Origin of the sequence: Thermoanaerobaculum aquaticum, assembly GCF_000687145.1 — a bacterium.
Lineage (GTDB): Bacteria > Acidobacteriota > Thermoanaerobaculia > Thermoanaerobaculales > Thermoanaerobaculaceae > Thermoanaerobaculum > Thermoanaerobaculum aquaticum.
Genome location: NZ_JMFG01000023.1, coordinates 129,633 through 150,466, shown reverse-complemented (window position 1 = coordinate 150,466; position 20,834 = coordinate 129,633). Strand labels below are relative to the sequence as shown.

The following is a 20,834-nucleotide window of genomic DNA, read 5'->3' as shown; positions in this document are numbered from 1 at the left end:
GCTGCCTCCCGACCGAACGTCCGTTCGGTACTATGGAACACCGTCAGGCTCGCTTGCCTTGCCCGCCCCCGCGGCCGCCAAGCGGCGGCCCCGCAGGAGCCACCGGCCCGGGGTGCGGGGGGCTTGACATGAGCCTGACGGTGTTCCATAGTACCGAACGGACGTTCGGTCGGGAGGCAGCATGGCGGTTTCGGAAAGCCGCAACGCATCAGCCGAAGAGGTCCTGAAGGCGGCGCTGGAGCTTTTTTCCCGGCAAGGCTACGGCGCCACCACCATGCGGCAAATTGCCGAAAAGGCCGGCACCTCGCTGGGCAACGTGTACCACCACTTCAAAAACAAGGAAGAGATCTTCGCCACCTTGCTCAACCGCTACTTTCAAGTGCTCCTGGACCCGAATTTGCGCCTGAACCAGGTGTTTGCCAGGGCCGCCTTTCCCGAGGATTTGGAGGAAATGGCGGCGGCCATTGAAGAAGTGGTGGACCGCTTTGGCCGCGAAATCATGCTGATTTACATTGATGTCATCGAGTTTTCCGGCAAGCACGTGCGCTGGTTTTACGAGACCATGGCCGAGCGCTTCCACCGCATTTACGACGAGCCGTTAAAGGCGCGAAAGGAGCGGGGCGAGCTCGGGGAGGTGGACCCGGTTTTTGCGGTGATGCTCTCGGTTCGCTGGTTTTTCTACTTCTTTACGGTGGAAAAGTACTTCGGCGTGCCCATGCACTTTGGCATGGACCCCCATCAGGCGGTTCACGAGTTCATCAAGGTTTTGCGCTGCGGGCTGTTGCCCCGGGGGGAGCCGTGTCCCCAAGGTCAGCAACCCGCCCAGAAAAGCAAGGCGAAAGGAAGGAGGGCAAGGTCATGAGAAGGCATCGGCTTGCGGTTTTCTTGCTTTGTGCCGTTGCGGCCCTGCCGGCAATGGCCCAGGTGAGCTCCGCCACCCTGGAAGTGCTGGCGGTGGACGAGCAGGGTTTGGCAGTGCCCGGTGCCAGCGTGGAGGTGACCTCGCGGGAAACTGGGATCACCCGCCGGGGGGTCACCGACGCCTACGGCCTGGTGCAGGTGGCTTCCCTGGCTCCGGGAAGTTACAACGTGCGGGTGGAGATTTCCGGCTTTGCACCGGTCCTTGAAGAAAACGTGGTGCTGTTCGTGGGGCAAAGGGTGCGGGTGAAGGTCACGCTCAAGCCGCAACTCAAGGAAGAGGTGACGGTGACCGCCCAGGTGCCGCTGGTGGACGTCTACAAGGCGGACACCTCGGCTAACATCGTGCCGGAGCAAATTGAAAAGCTGCCGGTGCCCGATCGGGACTTCCAGCGCCTGGCGTTTTTGGTGCCGGGGGTGCAGCGGGAGCGCGGCGAATTCCGGTTCATCACCGGGGCTCCGGTGCTGGGAGCCGGCGGCAACGCCTCGGGAGCCACGATTCTGGTGGACGGCGTGGACCTCACCGACCAGGCGTTGGGTTTGGCACGCACCCGCTTTTCCCAAGACGCCATCCGCGAATTCCGGGTGATTACCAACCGCTTTGATGCGGAAATTGGTGGCTCTTCCGGTGGTGCCATGAGCATCATTACCAAATCGGGAACCAACGAAGTGGCGGGAAGCGTCTTTGGTTTTTACCGCGCCGATGATTTGCGGGCCCGCGGGCGTTTGGAGCAAGGCACCCAGGATTTTTCACGCTACCAGACCGGCTTCACGTTGGGCGGGCCGATTGTCCGGGATAAGACCCACTACTTCGTTTCCCTGGAGTACATCAACGAGGACAATATTGCCCTGTTCCGGCCTCAGGGCGCGTTCAAAAACCTCGCCAAAGACGTCTCCCATCCCTTTAACCAAACGCTGTTTCTGGGCTCGCTTTCCCACGGTTTGCGGGAAAACCAGCTGCTCAACCTCAAGCTGGTGGGTGAGCGGTACCGGGAGAACAACTTCCGCGTGGGTGGGGTGGCCGACGAGTCGGCGGGCATGGACCTCAACCGCGACAACTGGAACTTCACCGCCGGGCATTCCTGGGTGATTTCCGAAAAAAAGCTCAACAACCTCTACCTGCAAGCGGGCCGCAAGCAGTTTGATGAGCCCAACAACTCCCAGTCCATGGCCGAGTACTTCACCTTTGGAACAACGCTCATTACCGGTGCCAACATCGTGGGCGATCAAAAGATGACCGGCGATTACCTGGAGCTGCGGGACACCTACCAGGTTTACCTGAGCTCTGACACCTGGGGTTCCCACGATGTGAAGCTCGGGTTTTCCTACCAGCGCATTGAGGAGGACTGGCACTACCCGGTTTTCCCCCACGGCGTGATGTTTTGGCTCACCGATTCCCGCCTTGTCCCGTTCCGCTACGACTACGGGGTGGGCGATCCCGATCTTTCCATTAGCACCAACCTTTACGGGGCCTTTGTGCAGGATACCTGGCGGCTCAGCCCGCGCGTGACCATCACCGCGGGCTTGCGCTACGACTACGACACCGACGGCAACAACCCGGATTTCACCCATCCTTTGTACCCGCAAAAGCGCAAGACCGACAAGGATAACTACCAACCGCGGGTGGCCTTTGTGTGGGACTTTTCCGGCGATGGGCATACCGTGATTCGGGGCGGTGCTGGCCGCTTTACCGGCCGCTACCTGCTCATCCCCGCGTTTATCGAGCAGCAGCAAAACGGCATCACCGGCTACACGCTTTACACCCGCCTGAACGGCGCCCTCTTTGGTCTCCCCCAGTTTGCCCTTGACCCCAACAACCCCCGCAATACCGGGCTGTTGCTTCCCCCCAACATTGCGCTTTTGGAGCCGTCTCTGGAAGCACCGGAATCCGACCAAGCCAGCATTGGCTTTACGCATCGGCTTGGCAACTCCGGGCTTTTCCTGGATGTAGACGCCATTTGGGTGGAAGGCGACAAGGAAATCATCGTTCGTGACGTGAACTTCAAGGGCAACGCCACCGGCGGCCGCTTCTTCCCCCAGTACACGCAAATCAACATGTACACCAACGACGGCCGCTCCAAGTACAAGGCGGTAACCATGGCTCTTTCCGGCTTCCTCAAAGGCGGCCATTTGCTTTCCGGTTCCGTCACCTGGGGCCACAAGAAGAACATTGCCGACGACTTTTCGCCGGCTCTGTTGGACTACCCCTCGGATCCGGCCAACATTGAGGCGGAATGGGGCCGAGCCCGCAGCGACGAGCGCTGGCGCCTGGTGGTTTCCGGCATCTTCAAGCTCCCCTGGGGTGTTTCCGTGGCGCCCATGTACGAGTACGGCTCAGGGCAGCCCTGGAACCGGCGCCTGGGCTACGACTACAACGGCGATGGGCGCTTTTCAGACCGCGCTGCGTGGGTCAAGCGCAACAGCGAGGATGGCCCCATTTACCGTAACTTCAACTTGCGGATCACCAAGACCTTTGCCTTGGGTGGCGTGAACCTGGATGTCATTGCCGAAGGCTTTAACCTCTTCAACAACGTGAACTACAACGTGAACAGCGTGGACAGCGCCGAATTCCTGTCGGGGCCCACTTTGGCGAACCGCAATCAGCCGTTCGTGCGCAACCCCCACTTCGGCCAGTACACGGCTACCTTGCCGCCGCGGGAAATCCAGCTGGGTTTGCGGGTCACGTTTTAAGGCCAGCAAGGGGAGGGGCGGCCAGCCCCTCCCCGCTTATCTTCTTGGAGGTCCAAAATGATTGCCACAGGGCTTGCAGGAAAGGTTGTGGTTGTCACCGGTGGAGCCGCAGGTATCGGTAAGGCCACGGCTTTGGCGTTTGCTGCCGAAGGCTGCCGGGTAGCGGTGTGGGATGTGGATCCCCGGGGGGAAGAGGTAGCCGCGGCGTGCCAGAACGCTGGCGGTGAGGGCCGGTTTTTCCGAGTGGATGTGACGCAGGCAAGCGAGGTGGAAGAGGCCACATCCCGGGTGGTTTCGCTTTGGGGCGGAGTGGACGTGCTGGTGAACAACGCCGGCATCGTGCGGGATGGGCAGCTGGTGAAGTTCAAAGACGGCCAGCTGGTGGGCACCATGACCGATGAACAGTGGGAGGCAGTCATTGGCGTGAACCTTCGTGGCGTGTTCAACTGCACCCGCGCGGTGGCCAAGGTGATGGTGCCCCGGGGGCGCGGCGTGATCTTGAACGCCTCCTCGGTTGTGGGGCTTTACGGCAACTTTGGGCAAACCAACTACGTGGCTTCCAAAGCCGGTGTCATTGGCATGACCAGGGTCTGGGCCCGGGAGCTGGGGCGCTACGGCATCCGCGTCAACGCCGTGGCTCCGGGCTTTGTGAAAACCGAAATTTTGGCCTCCATGCCGCCAAAGGTCCTGGACGAAATGGTGAGCCACACCCCGCTGCGCCGCATGGGGCAGCCGGAAGACATAGCCCAAGCCTACCTGTGGCTGGCTTCCGAGGCCGCTTCCTTCGTGACCGGTGCGGTGCTTTCGGTGGACGGGGGCCTGGTGGTGGGCACCTGAAGGGGGAACCTATGGGGCGATACGCGCAAATTACCGGTGCAGGCATGTACCTTCCCCCCCGGGAAGTCACCAACGACGAGCTGCGGGCCAAGTTCGATGCGGCCTTTCCGGAGTTTGTGGACAAGATGGAAGCTTCCTCGGGGATCCGCGCCCGGTTTTGGGCCCCGGAGGACTGGGCCACCTCCGATGTGGCGCTCCCTGCGGCCCAATACGCCCTCAACGCTGCGGGTAAAAAACCCGAAGATGTGGACCTCATCATCCTGGGCACCGACTCCCCGGATTACATCACTCCGGCGACTTCGGTGGTGCTCCAGCACAAGCTGGGAGCCAAAAACGCCGGCACCTTTGACGTGGGCTGTGCCTGCGCGTCGTTTCCCACGGCCCTGGCTGCGGCTGCGGGTATTATTGCCACCAACTCAGCCATCAACACGGTGCTAGTCGTAGGCGTGTACCTCATGCACAAGCTGGCGGACCCCAACGACCCCATGATCTTCTTTTACGGCGACGGCGCTGGGGCCTTTGTGCTGGAAGCCCGGGAGGGCGAGCCGGGCAAAGGGTTTTTGGCATCGGCTTTCCTGGCGGACGGTTCCTACCACCGCCACTGGGGCATTTACTCCGGCGGGACGTTTGAGCCGGCTACCGTGGAGTCGGTGCACGCGGGACGCACCAAGGTGCGGCTCATCGAGCGCTATCCCCCCGAAGTCAACCACGAAGGCTGGCCGAAGCTGGTGCGGGAGGTGACCCACCGGGCGGGGGTGGCGCTTGCCGATGTGGACGTGGTGCTGTTCACGCAGGTGCGCAAGCCTTCCATTGAGCTGGTGATGGAAACCTTGGGGCTGCCGCTTGCCAAAACTCACACCATCATGGAAAAGTGGGGCTACACCGGCTCCGCCTGCATCCCCATGGCGTTCGTGGACGCGGTGGCACAAGGGGTCATCCGACCCCATCAGCTGGTGGTGATGGTGGGCTCCGGCGTGGGTTACAACCAAGCGGCGGTGGCTTTTCGCCTGGAGGAGCTGTGGCCACACACCTAAAGATCCTGCTCCTGCTTGTTTTTCTCGTGCTCGTCGGGCTGGGTGCAGGCGCCTACCTGCTGTTTCGCCACCCCCTGGCCGTGAACGCCGCTCGAGAACGGCTTTCCTTAAGGCTTTCCGGCCTCAAGCCTGTGGATGTGGCGACGTCAGTGGGGACGGTGCGGGCTTTTGTGGGCGGCTCCGGTCCTACCGTGGTTTTCCTCCACGGCGCCGGCGATCAGGCCGGGACCTGGTCCCGGGTGGTGCCTGGGCTTGCCAGCCGGTTTCGGCTCATCGCTTTGGACCTGCCGGGGCACGGCGGCTCGCAGCCCAGGACCGGCCCCTTGCCCATGGACGTGGTGTTTCAGGGCACCCGGCAGGCGCTGCAGCAGCTGTGCCCTGAAGAACCGGTGACGGTGGTGGGCAACTCGCTGGGGGCGTGGCTGGCGTGCCTTTTGGCGCGGGAGGAAAAGCGCGTGGCAAAGGTGGTTTTGGTCAACGGCGGGCCCATCCAGGGGCACTACTTGGGACCCACGCTGGCGCCCAAAACCCGGGAAGAAGCCTGGGAGGTCATGAAGGTGCTCATGGGGCCTTCCGGGGCGGCCATCCCTGGGTTCATCTTGGATGACGTGGTGCGGGCCGGCCAAGCCGGCCCCATTGCCCGGCTCTTGCAGGCCCTCAACTCCTGGGAAAACTACGTCTGGCAAAAGGAAGAGCTCGGGAAAGTGACGGTGCCGGTGTTTTTGCTTTGGGGCGAAGAGGACCGCCTGTTTGACCGCACCTACGCCCAAAAGCTTTTGGATGCCTTCCCCCACGCCCAAGCGGACTGGCTTGCCGGATGCGGCCACATCCCCCAACGCCAGTGTCCCGCGGCTTTTTCCCAAAAGCTTCTGCAGCTTTTGTCAGCAGGGAGCTAAAGGCATGCTTTGCGCCGACCTCTTGGGGGAGCGCAGCCGCCTGACCCCGGAAAAGCAGGCGCTGGTAGACCTGCAGACCGGCCGTCGTTACACCTACCGCGAACTCAACGAAAGGGCCCGGTTCACCGCCGCCGCGTTTACGGTGCACCTTCACGTAGGGCCAGGCGACCGGGTAGCGGTGATTTTAAACAACCGCGTGGAGCTTTTGGACCTTTACTTTGCCGCTGCCAAGGCAGGGTTTGTCTTTGTGCCGCTCAACCCCCGCCTGGCGGTGCCCGAGCTGGTAAAGCTCTTGCAGCACGCGGAACCTTCGGTTTTGGTGTACGAAGCGGAAACCGCGGAAAAAGCCCAGGCGGCAGCAGAGCAAACCGGGCCTGTCCGCCTTGTTTGCCTGGACGAACCGGCACCTGCAGGCCACAAGTTGCTTTCTCGGCTGGTTTCCCAGGCCCCTGGGGACGTGGCGTTTCCGCCGGCCCGTCCTGAGGACCTCTTGGCCATCCTCTACACCTCGGGCACCACCGGCGAGCCCAAGGGCGTGATGATCCCCCACCGCATGGTGGCCTTTGACGCGTGGGCCACGGTGGTGGGCTGGCAGCTGCGGGAAGACGATGTCTCGCCCATCTACACGCCCCTTTACCACGCCGGCGGGCTTTCAGCCTTTCTTACCCCCATCATCAGCATTGGCGGCACCATCGTGCTCCATCGCGCCTTCGATCCCGAAGAGGTCTGGCGCGTCATGGAGGCGGAGCGCTGCACCGTGGCTTTGGGTGTGCCCACCATTTGGCGGATGCTGGCGGACCACCCGTCTTTTGCCTCGGTTTCCCTGGAGCACGTGCGCTGGTTCATTTCCGGCGGGGCCCCGCTGCCGGTGTCCCTCATCGAGCGCTACCGCCAGCGGGGGGTGGTTCTCCGCCAGGGCTACGGGCTGACCGAGGTGGGGGTGAACTGCTTTGCCATGACCAACCAGGACGCCTGGCGGAAGGCCGGCTCCATCGGCAAGCCCTTACCCTTCACTCACGCCAAAATCGTGGGCGAAGAAGGACGCGAGCTGCCCGCCGGGGAGGTGGGGGAGCTTTGCCTGGCTGGCCCTCACGTGTGCGCCGGCTACTACAAAAACCCCGAGGCTACCGCGCAAGTCCTGGATCACCAGGGCTTCTTCCACACCGGCGATTTGGCCTATTACGACGAGGACGGCTTCTTTTATATCGTCGGTCGCAAGAAGGAAATGTTCATCTCCGGCGGGGTGAATATCTTTCCTGCCGAAATCGAAGCGGTGCTGCTGGAGCACCCGCAGGTGGCCGATGCGGCGGTGGTGGGTGTCCCCGATGAGGTCTGGGGAGAAAAAGGCGTGGCCTTTGTGGTTCCCAAACCCGGCGCCGAGCTGGCCGCCGAAGCCCTGGTGGCGTTCTTGAAAGAAAGAATTGCAGCCTTTAAGGTTCCCAAGGCGTTTTGCTTTGTGGCGAGCCTCCCCCGCACCGCGTACGGCAAAGTGGTGCGGCGGGAGCTGGTCGCAGAGTGGCAAAGGAGGCCGGGATGAGCAAGAAGATTTACATTGCCGCCTACCACCAGTCCCCCTTTGGCAAGCTGGGCGCCCTGGGCATTCCGGAAATCGTTTCCCGCGCCGTTACGGAAGTGTGCCAAAGCATTGGTGTAGAGCCGGCGGTGTGCGATGTGGGCTCCATTGGCGCCGTGTGCAACATTGCCCTCAACGAGCAGGGCTTGCTTTCCGGCCTTATGGCTGAGGTCCCGGGCCTTGCCGGCAAGCCCATTGAAACCGTGGAAAACGCCTGTGCCACCGGCGGGCAGGCCATCCTCTCGGTGGCCTACAAGCTGCTTTTGGGCCTTGGTGATGTGGGCATTGCCGTGGGTTTTGAAAAAATGCGGGACGACCAGGGCAAAATGGACGGCAAAGCCATTGGCCGGGCCCTGGGCTTTTTCTCCCACCCTGAGGAAAGGATCGGCAAAACCTACGTCTTTCCCCACCTCTTTGCCGAAGTCATGGACCTCTACATGAAAACCTACGGGGTCACCGAGGAGGACCTGGCCCACGTGGCGGTGGTGGAGTACCAAAACGCCCAGCACAACCCTTACGCGCAAATGCGTGGCATCAAGCCCACCCTTGCGGACATCATGAAAATTGAGGGCGTGAACCGCTACGTCGTCGAGGGGCTTCCCTTAAAAACCTACGATTGCTCGCAAATTTCCGACGGCTACGCGGCGATAATTCTGGCCACCGAAGAGGGCTTGCGGCGGCTGGGGGTGGCCAGGCAGGACTGCGTGGAGCTTTCGGGCTACGCCCAGGCCACCGACCCCTTGCGCAAAGGCGTGCGGGACGTGCTCAAGCCCGCCGGCGCCTACAAGGCCATGAACACCGCCTACGCCATGGCCGGCGTCAAACCGGAAGACGTGGATGTAGCGGAAGTGCACGACTGCTTTACGGTCATGGGAGCCATTGGGGTGGAGGTGCTGGGCCGCGCCAAACCCGGCGAAGGGGCCGGCTACTGGAAGGAAGGCAAAGCCTCAGTGGGGGGCGAATGCCCGGTGAACACCTCGGGAGGGCTCATTGCCAAGGGCCACCCCATTGGCGCCACCGGCATTGCCATGGTCGGCTGGTGCGCCTGGCAGCTCCTCGGCAAAGTCCCGCCCGAACTGCAGGTAAAAAACGCGGAAATTGCCGCCACCTTCAACATCGGCGGCCCTATTTGCGCCTCCGTCTGCACGGTGCTGAAAAAGGTCACCTAGAAGCTGACTTTCCCCACGCTGGCCTCTGCGGGGGCAAGCCGTTTGGCGCACAGCAGAGAGCGATGTACGCGGTAGCCGCGTGGTTGCCGCGATTTCAGGGCGAATTGCCGGTCGTTCCCGAAGTGGTTTCCCGCTTTGCGCCGAGCCCTTCAGCGCGGCGTTGGTGTCAGGGCTCGGGTGGTAGCTCGCTTCCTCCGATTGGCAACATGCGGAGGCGAATGCGTTTCTCCTCGAAGACAGCGACACACCCAGATTCTACGGCTGCAGCGATGCTGGGCAAGTTTGCTAAAAGCAGTGCCACCTGTTCTTCCGGGCGTCGGCTGGAGGGGCGGCGGAACAAGATCACTGAGGGGTAGCGCTCTTGGCGAAGGGCCAAAAGGGTACCGAAGTCGGTGTCAGCCGAAAGCACAGCCCGGCCCTCTTTCGCGGCACGGTTGAACACCTCGATATCTTCAGCCTGTTGTAGCCCATAGTCGCGGACATGCACCGCATCAAAGCCGTGTCGCCGCAGTTGCTCCGCGACCACCGGTGACAGGGCGTTATCGACAAGAAACTTCACGACACAGCCAAAGGGAGCTCACGTTCCCGCACGGCCTCAGCGGCGTAACGAAGAGCCTCTTGGATGTCCTCCGGCTCCAGGTCGGGGTAGGCTTGCAGGATCTCAGCTTCCGACATACCGTCAGCCACCATGGCCACCACGGTAGCCACCGGGATACGCAAGCCGCGAATGCACGGCACCCCGCCCATCTGGTTGGGGTTTACGGTTATCCTTGTGAACCGCATCGTCATGGCCTCCGCCCACCTGTGCACAGCTATTCTACCTGCTTGCTGTCGGAAGCATTAAAGCCTGCAGGTAGGAGCCTTTCGGACAAGCCCCCCACAGAGATTTGGGTGAGAAGTCCTGAATTTGCCGTGGCCCTCAAACCCATTTGTGCTTTACCCTGCCCGGTGCTCAAAAGAGCCACTTGAAAACGCCAAGACGCACGCCACCAGGGGCGTAATGTCCGTTGTAGCCGCAACACCGGAACCGCGGCCAGCGGCTACCCTTTGCCGGCAAGCTCCCTCACCAGCGCCGCAGAGCCCAGCAAAAGGTACCGCCCGGCTGTCCAGTCCTTTCGGCGGGCGCGGTCAATGCGCACGCGAAGCACGGGGAAGAGCTCTGGGGTACGGAGCACTTCGTCCAACACCACAAGCCGGTGAAGGTGGCGGGAAAGGTAGGCTTCGCCTTCCGAAAGCTTTGCCCGGTCCACCTCCGACTCCAAATCCAGGTCATGTCCTCCAGGCTTCCGGGCCACTTCCAGAGCTAAGGTGGTTTTGCCAACCTGGCGTGGCCCCACCAGGCAAACCGCTTGAGCCTCAGCCAGGGCGTTGAGCAGGGTCGGCATTAGCGTGCGCTCAATCATCCTTGCAAAAGAAGCATTACGATGCGTTTTTTGCAAGGGTGCGTGGTGCCGCCGTACCGAAAGGGCGCTCGGCTATGGCTCTTCAAACCAATGCTGGACCGGAGTGAGCAGGAAGTCTTCCAGGGAAATGCCTTCCGGGCCAACTAACAGCGTGCGGTTGGGCTTGAACGCTTTTACAAATGCGCCAAGACCCGATGGCACGGAAGACGAACTGCTCGTTTTCACCTCGATGGCCACAACCTGGTTGCCGGCGCGGAGGACAAAATCTACCTCGCGGTCGCCTTCCCGCCAGTAGAAGAGCTCGCACTCACCGATTGCGGCAGCGTTGGCCAAATGGGCGCCCACCGCCGACTCCACCAGCCGGCCCCAAAACTCCCGGTCCTCTCGGGCCTGGGTGAAGGAAAGGCCACTGAGAGCGCTCGCTAAAGCGGTGTTGAGCACCTGCCATTTGGGGCTCGAGCTTCGCTGGCGCACGGCCCGGGCGGAAAACTTCTCAAGGCCCACCAAGAGCCCGGCGTGGGCGAGGAGCTGAGCGTAGTGGGCGAGGGTGACGGTATTTCCGGCATCGTGCAACTGCCCCAGCATTTTCGTGTACGAGAGCACCTGTCCTGAGTAACGGCAACCCAGCTCGAAGAGCCGGCGGAGCAAAGCAGGCTTGTCCACGCGCGTCAAAAGCAACACATCCCGGGCCAAGGTGGTTTCCACCAGGGAGTCCAAAATGTAACGCCGCCAGCGGTTGGGTTCTGAAATGAGGCTTGCTGCGCCCGGATAGCCGCCAAAGTAAACGTACTCTTCCAAGGAAAACCCAAATGCCTCGCGCATTTCGGCAAAAGACCAATGGGGCAAGCGCAGCATTTCAAAACGCCCGGCCAGGCTTTCGGTAAGCCCTCGTTGCACCAAAAGCGGGGAGGAGCCCAGCAGCACCACCTTAAGCGGACAACCGCGACGGGTGTCTTCGTCCCACAGGCGTTTGACCGACTCGGCCCAGCCGATGGCCTTCTGCACTTCATCCAAAACCAAAATGGCCCCATGAGAACCTGCAGCCAGCCGCGCCGCTTCCCATTGTTGGGCGACCCATTCCGGCCCCCGCAGGCTGGGTTCATCGGCGCTGGCGTAGCGCACCGGCACGCCCAAATCCTCGGTTACTTGCTGGACCAGGGTCGTCTTACCCACCTGCCGCGGCCCCGCCACGATTTGAATAAACCGTCGGCGCTCGGCCAGTCGGCTGGCTAGCTCCTGGGCCTGGGGGCGGCGGAAATGGAGCGTACTCATAGCTCTGAGTAACTTTACTCAGAGTCCTGAGTAAAATCAAGGCCTGACCGGCGGCCACCTTCAACATCGGCGGCCCCATCTGCGCATCCGTCTGCACGGTGCTGAAAAAGGTCACCTGAAGCCAGCAAGAGGCACACCGCCAAGGATGTAAATCGGTTGTAGCTGCAAAACCGGAGCCCCAGCCAGCGGCTACGCTTTGCCGGCAAGCTCCTCCACCGTAGATTCCCGAAGTACAAGGAACTGCGCTAAACTGCCAACTCCTGTTCTACCTGTGAGAGGGCTCCTGGCGAAGCTATAGGTGTGAACCTTTGGTCTCGTCGAGGGGGTTGGTGGCCGCCTAGGGTCCGTGGTGGGTGGTCTGTCATTGAAGGAAAACGGTCTGCCGGCCCGAAGGTGGGTGGGCAGCCATGAACGCTGGCTTAGAAGTCTTCTTCTGGTCTCAGACTAAATTAGGACGCGTGCTTGCCTTTACCACAGGTTCCGTTAACATAACTGTGAAAAGGTGGAGCGTCTGTCTGGGGTGGGGACAGCTGGTTCGTTTGAAGAGCGGTGTATTTCTTTGCGGCTATCTGGGGCGGTTTAAGGGCGATGCAAAGAACGGTGAGAGTCGCCATGTCGGCACATTATAAAGGCACGGAAAAAAGGTTCCTCTATGCTTAAACTCGAGGATTTACGGTCAAACGCTGTGTTGCGGGGAGTCTTACCGGACAGGCTTGTCACCGTGGTCCATGTGAAATGGTTTGGGAGCGATGTCGTAGAACTGACCTACAAGGATCCGGATGGGCGCGTTGGGAATGTTCTTCTGTACCGCGATGAGGAACATCGGCTTGAATTGGTAGAGCAGGGCCGCCCGTGGCAGTTTGACGGTGACGGCGCGCTTTTTAGGCTTCTGATGGAGGCCCATCGCATTCGCTTGGCATACTTATTTGACCCTTTGTTAGCTGTTCACACTTCGTTATTGGAGCCCCTTCCGCACCAGATTACGGCCGTATATGAATCAATGCTACCGCGCCAACCCTTGCGCTTTCTCCTCGCCGATGACCCTGGTGCGGGAAAGACCATAATGGCAGGCTTGTTGATAAAGGAGCTTCTCGTTCGAGGCGACGTTCAGCGATGTCTGGTGGTCTGCCCTGGAAGCCTAGTTGAACAATGGCAGGACGAGTTATACCGCCGCTTCCAGCTGCCGTTCGAAATTGTCACCAACGACAAACTCGAAGCTGCGCGCACCGGCAACTGGTTTCTCGAGAACGACCTGGTTATTGCTCGACTTGACAAGTGCGCCAGAGATGAAAAGGTGCAGGCCAGATTGAGTGCGCCGGAGTGCCGGTGGGATTTGGTGGTGGTAGACGAAGCGCACAAAATGTCCGCTACTTTTTTTGGCGGGGAGGTAAAATACACAAAGCGTTACAAGTTGGGCCAGCTTCTTTCTAGCGCAACCAGGCACTTTTTGCTACTGACCGCCACGCCGCACAACGGCAAGGAAGAAGATTTTCAGCTGTTCTTAGCTCTTTTGGACGGGGACCGCTTTGAAGGTCGTTTCCGAAACGGTGTCCACCAGGTGGATATTTCCGACATCATGCGGCGGGTGGTCAAGGAAAAGCTGGTAAAATTCGACGGAACGCCGCTTCTTCCAGAACGCTTTGCCCACACAGTTCCTTATAAACTCTCGGACCAGGAGGCTCACCTTTACAAGGAAGTTACCAACTATGTCCGCGAAGAGTTCAACCGTGCGGACGCCTTAGAAGACGAAAAGCGTGCTGGAACCGTTGGATTTGCCCTCACCATCCTGCAGCGCCGGTTGGCGTCCTCGCCGGAGGCTATTTACCAGTCTCTCAAGCGCCGGCGCGAGCGCTTGGAGAGCCGATTGCGGGAAGTGGAGCTGCTGCACCGCGGGGGCGCCGTAACTATATCTGGCGCTTTCGCACTCACCTTGGAACCGGACGAACTGGAGGATCTTGAAGATGCGCCAGACGCCGAGGTGAGTGCTAAAGAGGAAGAGGTCGTAGATCAGGCAACGGCTGCTCGAACAATTGAAGAGCTTCGAGCGGAGATTGAAATTCTCAAGCGCTTGGAACGTCTGGCTCAAAGGGTTCGCAGCAGTGGCGAGGATCGGAAATGGCAAGAGTTGGCCAATCTCCTGCAGGAGCTTTTTACCCCAAAAGCTGGCCAGCAGGTGGAAGGGGGTTCTTCAACTCAGGATGCCAATCCTGTGAGGCAGCTTGCCTCGGCAGGCCAAAAACTCGTGATTTTCACTGAACATCGGGACACCCTCAATTACCTGGTCGAACGCATCTCCACACTGCTGGGGCGGCATCGCGCGGTGGTAGCGATTCATGGTGGCATGGGGCGGGAAGAACGCATGAAGGCCCAAGAGGCTTTTTTACATGATCCCGAGGTGCGGGTCCTTGTAGCTACCGATGCCGCAGGCGAGGGAATCAACCTTCAGCGGGCTCATCTTATGGTGAATTACGATCTTCCCTGGAACCCAAATCGCCTGGAACAGCGTTTCGGTCGGATCCACCGAATCGGCCAGACAGAGCCCTGCCATTTGTGGAACCTCGTAGCCATTGAGACCCGTGAAGGCGACGTCTACCACACGTTACTGCGAAAACTCGAGGAAGCTCGCAAGGCTCTCGGGGGTAAAGTCTTTGATGTCCTGGGGAAACTTCAGTTTGAAGGCAAGCCCCTTCGCGATCTTCTTATTGAGGCCATACGCAGCGGTGAGCGACCCGAGGTGAGAACACGGCTTACTCGCGCCATTGACCAAGCTTTTGACCCGGCGCGTTTGCAAGATCTCGTTGAAGAGCGCGCCTTGGTGCAAGAAATTATTGACTCTGACCGACTCCGCCGAATTCGTGAGGACATGGAGCGTGCTGCGGCACGGCGACTGCAGCCGCACTATATTGAGTCGTTTTTCCTCGAGGCCTTCCGGCGCTTGGGCGGTAGCCTGCGCCAGCGGGAACACCGTCGTTACGAAGTGACCCATGTGCCGGCAGCCATTCGTCAAAGGGACCGGCTCATTGGCGCCCGCGAGCCGGTTCTTTCTCGTTACGAGCGTATAACTTTCGAAAAAGACCTAATTGCTCTGCCGGGTCAGCCGCTTGCTGCATTTGTGTGCCCAGGTCACCCGTTGCTGGACGCGGTCATTGATCTAACTTTAGAGCGTCACCGCGAACTCTTGAGGCGCGGAGCGGTCCTTGTAGACGAGCGAGATATGAGCGACAAACCGCGCATCGTTTTCTACCTTGAACAGTCTTTGCAAGATGCGAGCAAAACTCGCTCTGGAGAACCCCGGGTGGTCTCCCGCCGCCTGCTTTACGTGGAGTTGGATGCTGAAGGTCAGGCGCGTCACGCCGGATTCGCTCCTTATCTGGATTATCGCCCCCTGCGGGAGGACGAGCCTTCTGCCTTGGATATCCTGTCTCGGCCTGAGTGCAGCTGGATCACGAACGATCTGGAAAATCGGGCGCAGGAGTACGCCGTGACTGAGGTGGTGCCAGAGCATCTTGAAGAGGTTCGCCGGCGTCGTCTAGAGTGGGTGGAAAAAACCCGAGCGGCTGTGAAAGACCGTCTCACCAAGGAAATTGCCTACTGGGACCACCGGGCGCAGGAGCTCCGCCTTCAGGAGCTGGCAGGAAAGCCTGCGGCCCGGCTCAACTCCGAAGAGGCCCGGCGTCGAGCTGACGACCTTGCTGCCCGACTCAAAAAGCGCATGGCGCAACTGGAACTTGAAGCCCAGATTTCTCCCCTCCCACCAGTTGTGGTTGGGGGGTTCGTTGTAGTGCCTGCAGGCCTTCTGGCAAAGATGCAGAGCAAGACCTTACCTGTCAGCACGAGCCCCGTGGATACCCAAGCTTCAGCCGCTCGTGCCCGGGCCATTGTGATGGAGATAGAGCGACGGCTGGGTTACGAGCCCGTGGATCGCGAGCGAGAGCAACTCGGCTACGACATAGAAAGCCGTGATCCACGAACCGGGCGTCTGCGGTTTATCGAGGTAAAAGGGAGGGTGGCCGGAGCGAATTCGATTACAGTAACCCGTAACGAAATTCTAACCTCGCTTAACAGACCGGAAAACTACATTCTCGCTATCGTTGAGTTCTTGGAAGATAACGAGTATCGGGTCCATTACATACGCCGGCCTTTTGGGTGCGAGCCAGATTTCGGCGTGACCAGCGTGAATTACAGTGTCAGTGAGCTTCTTGCTCGAGGGAGCCCACCATCATGAGCGCAAGGAAACTTCCGCCCTATTTCACCAAGGTGCGCGAACGTGCCTGTCGCCGCTGGGAGCAACTGGAAAATGATCCTGAGTTGGCCGGGCCATGGAGGCAGTTGTTCGGCCAAGTGCAGAGTCCCCGCCATGTGCTTTCCGAGCTTCTCCAGAACGCCGACGACGCCGGTGCCAAAGCAGTGCGTGTGTCTTTCCAAAACGACGATTTCGTTTTTGAGCACAACGGAAGGGATTTTAACGAAGAGGATTTCTCCTCTCTCTGTCGTTTCGGGTTTTCGAACAAGCGGACGCTGCACACTATTGGATTCCGGGGCGTCGGATTCAAATCTCTTTTTAGTCTTGGCGACACGGTGGAACTCCTCACGCCTACGTTGGCTGTTCGCTTCCACCGCAGCCGTTTCACCGAACCAAGCTGGATCAACGATGCACCACCTTGCGAGGTAACTAGAGTTTGCGTTAAAGTAAAGGACCGTCACCGCGCCGACGAACTTAGGAAAAACCTTCAAGACTGGACCGAGAGCCCGTTCTCTTTGCTTTTTTTTAACTCGATCCTTGAGATTACTATCAATGGTGCGACCTTGCGTAGAATACGTATGGGTCAAGGTCCAGTTAAGTGTTCCGAAAGGTTCAAGCTTGTTGCTCGGAATGAGTATGACGTTTTGGTCTTTTTCTCGCCAGAAGAACCACTGCCCAAGGACGCTTTAGATGAGATTCGGCAGGAACGGAATGTGGAAGATCTCCACCTCCCACCTAGTCGCGTTGAGATTGTTCTCGGTATGCCTGGGACCCAGAGACTGTTCGTTGTGTTGCCCACCGGAGTGGCGATTGACACCCCATTCTCTTGCAACGCACCCTTTATTCAGGACCCAGCACGATCAGCAATCAAAGATCCGTCTTTGTCACCCACTAACCGTTGGCTTCTAGGGCGCCTTGGCCGATTGGCCGGTGAAGTAATGCTTGAGTGGCTTGGGAATCGGTCATTGGGCACAACGGACCGTGCGAGAGCCTACGAACTGCTACCGAACCAACCGGTCGAGACTGTGTCTCTCGACTCCAGCGTGACTTCCGCTATCTGCGCCGCTTTTAACGAGGTTGTGGGCTCAAGTCGTATGTTGCTGGACTTCAGAGGCCACGTGTTCAGCGCTGGGAGCTGTATTTCGGTGCCGGAGAAACTTTACCGGGTTTGGGATCCTCCACAAATTGCGGAAGTGTTTCGCCCCGAGACGGGGGGTGCGAGGAGAAACGTTTTATGCGGTGCAGTCTCGGATGACCAGCGGAAGCGGTTAGCCTCGTGGGGGTGGCTTGAACATTGGGAGGAGGATCGTTTAGTCCAGTGTCTCGAAAATAATCCGCGGGTTCCCCGCCCTCCCGACGATAAGCTTCTTCTATTGTGGAGCGTCGTGCAAAAGTCCGTGCCGTGGAGTTATCGGGGCACAGGTCGAATACGGCAGCTGTCTATCGCACCGATTCAGGGCAGCGACGTTTTGGCCCCAGCTGAGAGCACTGTGCGCCTTCCATCGAAAAAAGAAACGCTTAGTGATGACGCGTGGCGCTTTCTCGAGGAATTGGTCCGAACGGTTGACCCGGATTGGCTGCGCTTCTTAGGAAAAAAGAAAGAGCAGCCGAATGAAGAAAGTGAGGCTGCCCTTGAGCTCCTTGAGGACATTGGATTGGACCGCCCTAGTCCGACGGATGCTGTCGCTGTCCAGGCTTGTGAAGCTCTTTTCGCCCAAAGCGACGTGTCACTTACGGAGCACGTGCAGATGGCCCAGCTATTGGCAGCGCTGGATGCTAAAGCGCCATTGCAGTTCCGAGCCATTACCAGGGACGGTAAATCGCGGCGTTTAAGCGAGGGCTTGGTTGTCCCTTACCTGCCTGGAAGTGAGGAACTGTACCCGGAAGACTGGGCCGCGGCGCACTTGCTCCACGAGGCCTACTGGAACGAGTTTCGTCTCTGCACCCGCCGGCAGTGGGAAGACTGGGTAGCGAGTGAAAAAAGCGGCTTTTGGCCGTTTGCTCCGCTAGTTAGGCAGCAAGGAAGAATCAACAGCAGAGATGGGTTGAAAAAAGAACTCAGGAGGCGGAATGTTGATCCGCCAGGCATGTTCCCGTACGTTACTGAAAACTTTGTTATTGTTGACTACGACTTCGATTCGCATCTCCTAGAGCACTGGGAAAAGAAGGCCGAGTCTGATGACGAGTATTGGGGGCGAATCGCCGAGGCTGTGATTCGCGCACCCTCTTTTTACTGGGACTCAAGGGTGGAGGCTATAATATCGCAAATTAGCACCTCTTGGAACCAAAGGGAAGTTGCCCGTGCGCCGGCGGCCTGGATCGTGCGTTTTTGGAGCCAGAACTGCCTCCCGGACACCTGGGGCAAGGTGCGGGTTCCCGCTGAGCTCTACTTGCGTTCACCGGAAACTGAGCCACTCCAAGACGTGGAACCGTTTGTCCGCGGCGACCTCGATACTGAGCAAACCGAGCCTTTACTCCGCTTGCTGGGCGTTCGGGATACCCTAGCTGGGGTCGATAAACTGCTTGGTCGCATCCGGGCGCTGGCTCAAGAGCCGGCGCCTTCCCGCCTTCTTCCGGAAATTGGGAAATGGTACCGTGCCTTGGACAAGGCGATGCTGCAATGCGGTGAGGAAGAAATGGAGCAGGTACGCCAGGCGTTTGCCGGTGAAGCTCTCATTCTCACCAGCGATCTTAAATGGGCAAGGGCGTCCGAGGTGTTTCAGTACGAAAGCGCCGAAATTGGTCCAGAGATCCCGGTGGTTCATCCGGCGATGAACGAAGTTCGCCTCTGGGCATATGTGGGGGTCTGTGAGAGACCTACACCTGAGCTGATGCTGAAATGGTTACAAAACCTGCCCTCCGGAAGACAGTTGGACCAAACGCTGCGGCGTCGCGTTTCTGGGATACTCCAGCGTTACCCGCTGGAAGTTTGGGACACGTGCCACCACTGGCTGAGCCTCGATGGGCGCTGGACACCAGTGGCGCAGCTAAAGTATCGGATTTCCCGAAATAGTGCTGAACCACGGGTGGCTTTCTTTCCTCAAGTGAAGGCAGCAACGGCCGATCTTCGGATGGTGCTTTCACTGGACCCGTGTAAAGTACAACCTTTTGCCGCCCTTACCGATTTAGAAACCAGTGTTGAGTTCCAGCTAATTCAGGACCCTGTCACTATTGGGCAACCCAGTCAGCCCGACTGGATCGTAGCTTTAGCACGAGAGCTCCAGCGTGTAAGGTTTGACGACGAAAACAAGACGCACCACATTCGCCAAACGGCTGCTGAGCTCGAAAAGCTTCGTTGGCAACCGGTGGCCCAGGGCTCCATCCGTGTTACACCGTATCTCAATGGCAGCCCCGCAGGCGAGGCGAGGGCGCTGGATGTCTTTTGGCACAGGAAAAGAGGCGCAATCTATGTTGCCGACGGCAAGGCCGCGCGGCATTTTGAGGCCTTGGTCACCGAGTTGGCCCGGCCTTTCGGCCATGAAAGGATCACGGAGAGCATTCGTGCTTGTATCGGGCGCGAATACGAGTTTATCGTTGAATACCTCCGAGAACACCTGCCATTAGATTTAGACGGGTCAGGGATTCGAGAAGAACAAGGTCAGGATGCACGTGTCAACGAGGACGAGACGAACCCACAGGGGTTGGCTGCTGAAGACGAAGTAGCGCTTCCCGCGGAGCCTGAAGATGAAGGCGAAGGGGAACACATCATCAGAAGTGTGCCAAAGCGTAAACGCAGGCTCGCGGTCTTTTGGAAATTTGCTAACGCTAAGGGCTTCCGGTGGGACAAAACCAAGAAGGTTTTCGTTCACGACGATGGCCACATTATCACACGCGACGGGCGTGCTTGGCTATGTTTGACTGGCAATGGGAATCCGGTAAGCTACTGGGTGGCAAAGCAGCCCCTGGAACGCGGCGTGGAAATTCCCGCGGAGATTTGGGAGCATTTTAAATTTGAGCCCGAGCACTGGTCGCTGATCGTGCCGAACTCGGAAAGTAGTGTTCGGGAGATCCGGGGCGTAGATCTCCTCCGAATGGTGGAAAACCAGGAGGTCGTTGTGTCTCCAGCCCAATACCGCTTGCGTAAGGGTAACCACGATGATGATCTCGTACGGTGATCTCGCGGAACGAGCAGCTATACGAGCTCGTCGTTGCTACGGCGATTTCTTTGCCATGGAGAAAAGAGGTCTTTGTGGAATCTCTGATAGGCCCGGCGATTACCCCGCGTTTGGCGCTAGCTACCCGCAAAACAGTCTCGAGTGGCGCTGGTCGGTTTACAAGATTTTTTTGTTGAAGCCCAATCTTGGAAGTCTGAGTGCGGAGCATTATTTCCGAGCGGCGCTAGGCAATACTGGGGCGTTGCCATGAAATTTGTCGCTCTTCCCGTAGGCAACGGAGACGCGTTTTATGCGGAAACCGACGACCGTTTTCGAGTTCTCGTGGATGGGGGGCGCTCTAAGAAAGAATTACCTCGCATGCTTCATGGATATGTTCGCGCCAGGGGCGTTGACGTCGTTGTATGCACCCACAATGATGCTGACCACGCGAACGGTTTAATTGGCTTTTTCGAGGCGGGATTGCGATGCCGGGAGCTGTGGCTTCCCGCCACCTGGCTCGAAGCGGTTATGCGTCTCCCGGAAGATCCATGGGACACGATCTCGTTGCTTTTGGGGCAATTAAGGAAGGCATCTCGAGAGGCATTCGTGGAGATGGGCAACGAACGAGCCGAGTCACAAGAGATACACTGGCGTAACGTCTTCTTCGATGTTTTCGAAAGATGGTCGGCGAGAGATAGGGAGCA

The 20,834-nt window shown here is 59.2% G+C and carries 13 protein-coding genes; 9 read left to right on the top strand and 4 right to left on the bottom strand.

Annotated elements, in window-relative coordinates; all coding sequences use genetic code 11:
• Positions 1 to 181 precede the first annotated feature (181 nt).
• Genes EG19_RS09505 through EG19_RS09475 form a run of 7 tightly spaced genes read left to right on the top strand, consistent with a single transcriptional unit; the run spans position 182 to position 9,118 of the window.
• On the top strand, positions 182 to 862 hold the full coding sequence (locus EG19_RS09505) for a TetR/AcrR family transcriptional regulator (protein ID WP_038049917.1): 681 nt from the start codon (positions 182 to 184) through the stop codon (positions 860 to 862).
• A complete protein-coding gene (locus tag EG19_RS09500) occupies positions 859 to 3,609 on the top strand; it encodes a TonB-dependent receptor (protein ID WP_038049916.1) in 2,751 nt (916 codons plus the stop codon). Before EG19_RS09505 ends, EG19_RS09500 begins: the two co-directional genes overlap by 4 nt.
• Before the next feature lie 57 nt (positions 3,610 to 3,666).
• Entirely contained in the window at positions 3,667 to 4,446 is a 780-nt protein-coding gene (gene fabG / locus EG19_RS09495) for a 3-oxoacyl-ACP reductase FabG (RefSeq protein WP_038049915.1), read from the top strand.
• 11 nt (positions 4,447 to 4,457) lie between these two features.
• A complete protein-coding gene (locus EG19_RS09490) occupies positions 4,458 to 5,480 on the top strand; it encodes a 3-oxoacyl-ACP synthase III family protein (protein ID WP_038049914.1) in 1,023 nt (340 codons plus the stop codon).
• Positions 5,465 to 6,376 carry an alpha/beta fold hydrolase gene (locus EG19_RS09485; RefSeq protein ID WP_038049913.1) on the top strand — a complete coding sequence of 304 codons (912 nt, stop codon included), beginning with the start codon at positions 5,465 to 5,467 and terminating at the stop codon, positions 6,374 to 6,376. The genes EG19_RS09490 and EG19_RS09485 overlap by 16 nt, the downstream gene beginning before the upstream one ends.
• A gap of 4 nt (positions 6,377 to 6,380) precedes the next feature.
• On the top strand, positions 6,381 to 7,913 hold the full coding sequence (locus EG19_RS09480; RefSeq protein ID WP_038049912.1) for a class I adenylate-forming enzyme family protein: 1,533 nt from the start codon (positions 6,381 to 6,383) through the stop codon (positions 7,911 to 7,913).
• Complete coding sequence (locus EG19_RS09475) at positions 7,910 to 9,118, top strand: thiolase family protein (RefSeq protein WP_053335170.1); 1,209 nt, start codon at positions 7,910 to 7,912, stop codon at positions 9,116 to 9,118. The genes EG19_RS09480 and EG19_RS09475 overlap by 4 nt, the downstream gene beginning before the upstream one ends.
• 166 nt (positions 9,119 to 9,284) lie before the next feature.
• On the opposite strand, the gene EG19_RS09470 is transcribed toward EG19_RS09475, so the two are convergent.
• From EG19_RS09470 to EG19_RS09455, 4 genes are all read right to left on the bottom strand, one after another.
• Complete coding sequence (locus EG19_RS09470; protein ID WP_038049911.1) at positions 9,285 to 9,677, bottom strand: DUF5615 family PIN-like protein; 393 nt, start codon at positions 9,675 to 9,677, stop codon at positions 9,285 to 9,287.
• Complete coding sequence (locus EG19_RS09465; protein ID WP_038049910.1) at positions 9,674 to 9,901, bottom strand: DUF433 domain-containing protein; 228 nt, start codon at positions 9,899 to 9,901, stop codon at positions 9,674 to 9,676. The genes EG19_RS09470 and EG19_RS09465 overlap by 4 nt, the downstream gene beginning before the upstream one ends.
• Before the next feature lie 257 nt (positions 9,902 to 10,158).
• Positions 10,159 to 10,503 (bottom strand): AAA family ATPase, encoded by a 345-nt coding sequence (locus tag EG19_RS09460; RefSeq protein WP_038049909.1) that lies wholly within the window; start codon positions 10,501 to 10,503, stop codon positions 10,159 to 10,161.
• A 90-nt stretch (positions 10,504 to 10,593) separates the two neighbouring features.
• Positions 10,594 to 11,793 (bottom strand): ATP-binding protein, encoded by a 1,200-nt coding sequence (locus EG19_RS09455; RefSeq protein ID WP_038049908.1) that lies wholly within the window; start codon positions 11,791 to 11,793, stop codon positions 10,594 to 10,596.
• A 652-nt stretch (positions 11,794 to 12,445) separates the two neighbouring features.
• Here EG19_RS09455 and EG19_RS09450 point away from each other — a divergent pair.
• Positions 12,446 to 16,018 carry a helicase-related protein gene (locus EG19_RS09450; protein WP_038049907.1) on the top strand — a complete coding sequence of 1,191 codons (3,573 nt, stop codon included), beginning with the start codon at positions 12,446 to 12,448 and terminating at the stop codon, positions 16,016 to 16,018.
• Positions 16,015 to 20,151, top strand: coding sequence for a sacsin N-terminal ATP-binding-like domain-containing protein (locus EG19_RS09445; protein WP_081800086.1), 4,137 nt, complete (start codon positions 16,015 to 16,017; stop codon positions 20,149 to 20,151). Before EG19_RS09450 ends, EG19_RS09445 begins: the two co-directional genes overlap by 4 nt.
• The last annotated feature ends 683 nt before the right edge of the window (positions 20,152 to 20,834 follow it).

Excerpts from the sequence above, each read along its gene's own strand:
- EG19_RS09505 (WP_038049917.1), top strand. The coding sequence starts at position 182 with ATGGCGGTTTCGGAAAGCCGCAACGCATCAGCCGAAGAGGTCCTGAAG.
- EG19_RS09500 (WP_038049916.1), top strand. The coding sequence starts at position 859 with ATGAGAAGGCATCGGCTTGCGGTTTTCTTGCTTTGTGCCGTTGCGGCC.
- fabG (WP_038049915.1), top strand. The coding sequence starts at position 3,667 with ATGATTGCCACAGGGCTTGCAGGAAAGGTTGTGGTTGTCACCGGTGGA.
- EG19_RS09490 (WP_038049914.1), top strand. The coding sequence starts at position 4,458 with ATGGGGCGATACGCGCAAATTACCGGTGCAGGCATGTACCTTCCCCCC.
- EG19_RS09480 (WP_038049912.1), top strand. The coding sequence starts at position 6,381 with ATGCTTTGCGCCGACCTCTTGGGGGAGCGCAGCCGCCTGACCCCGGAA.
- EG19_RS09475 (WP_053335170.1), top strand. The coding sequence starts at position 7,910 with ATGAGCAAGAAGATTTACATTGCCGCCTACCACCAGTCCCCCTTTGGC.
- EG19_RS09465 (WP_038049910.1), bottom strand. The coding sequence starts at position 9,901 with ATGCGGTTCACAAGGATAACCGTAAACCCCAACCAGATGGGCGGGGTG.
- EG19_RS09460 (WP_038049909.1), bottom strand. The coding sequence starts at position 10,503 with ATGCCGACCCTGCTCAACGCCCTGGCTGAGGCTCAAGCGGTTTGCCTG.
- EG19_RS09455 (WP_038049908.1), bottom strand. The coding sequence starts at position 11,793 with ATGAGTACGCTCCATTTCCGCCGCCCCCAGGCCCAGGAGCTAGCCAGC.
- EG19_RS09450 (WP_038049907.1), top strand. The coding sequence starts at position 12,446 with ATGCTTAAACTCGAGGATTTACGGTCAAACGCTGTGTTGCGGGGAGTC.
- EG19_RS09445 (WP_081800086.1), top strand. The coding sequence starts at position 16,015 with ATGAGCGCAAGGAAACTTCCGCCCTATTTCACCAAGGTGCGCGAACGT.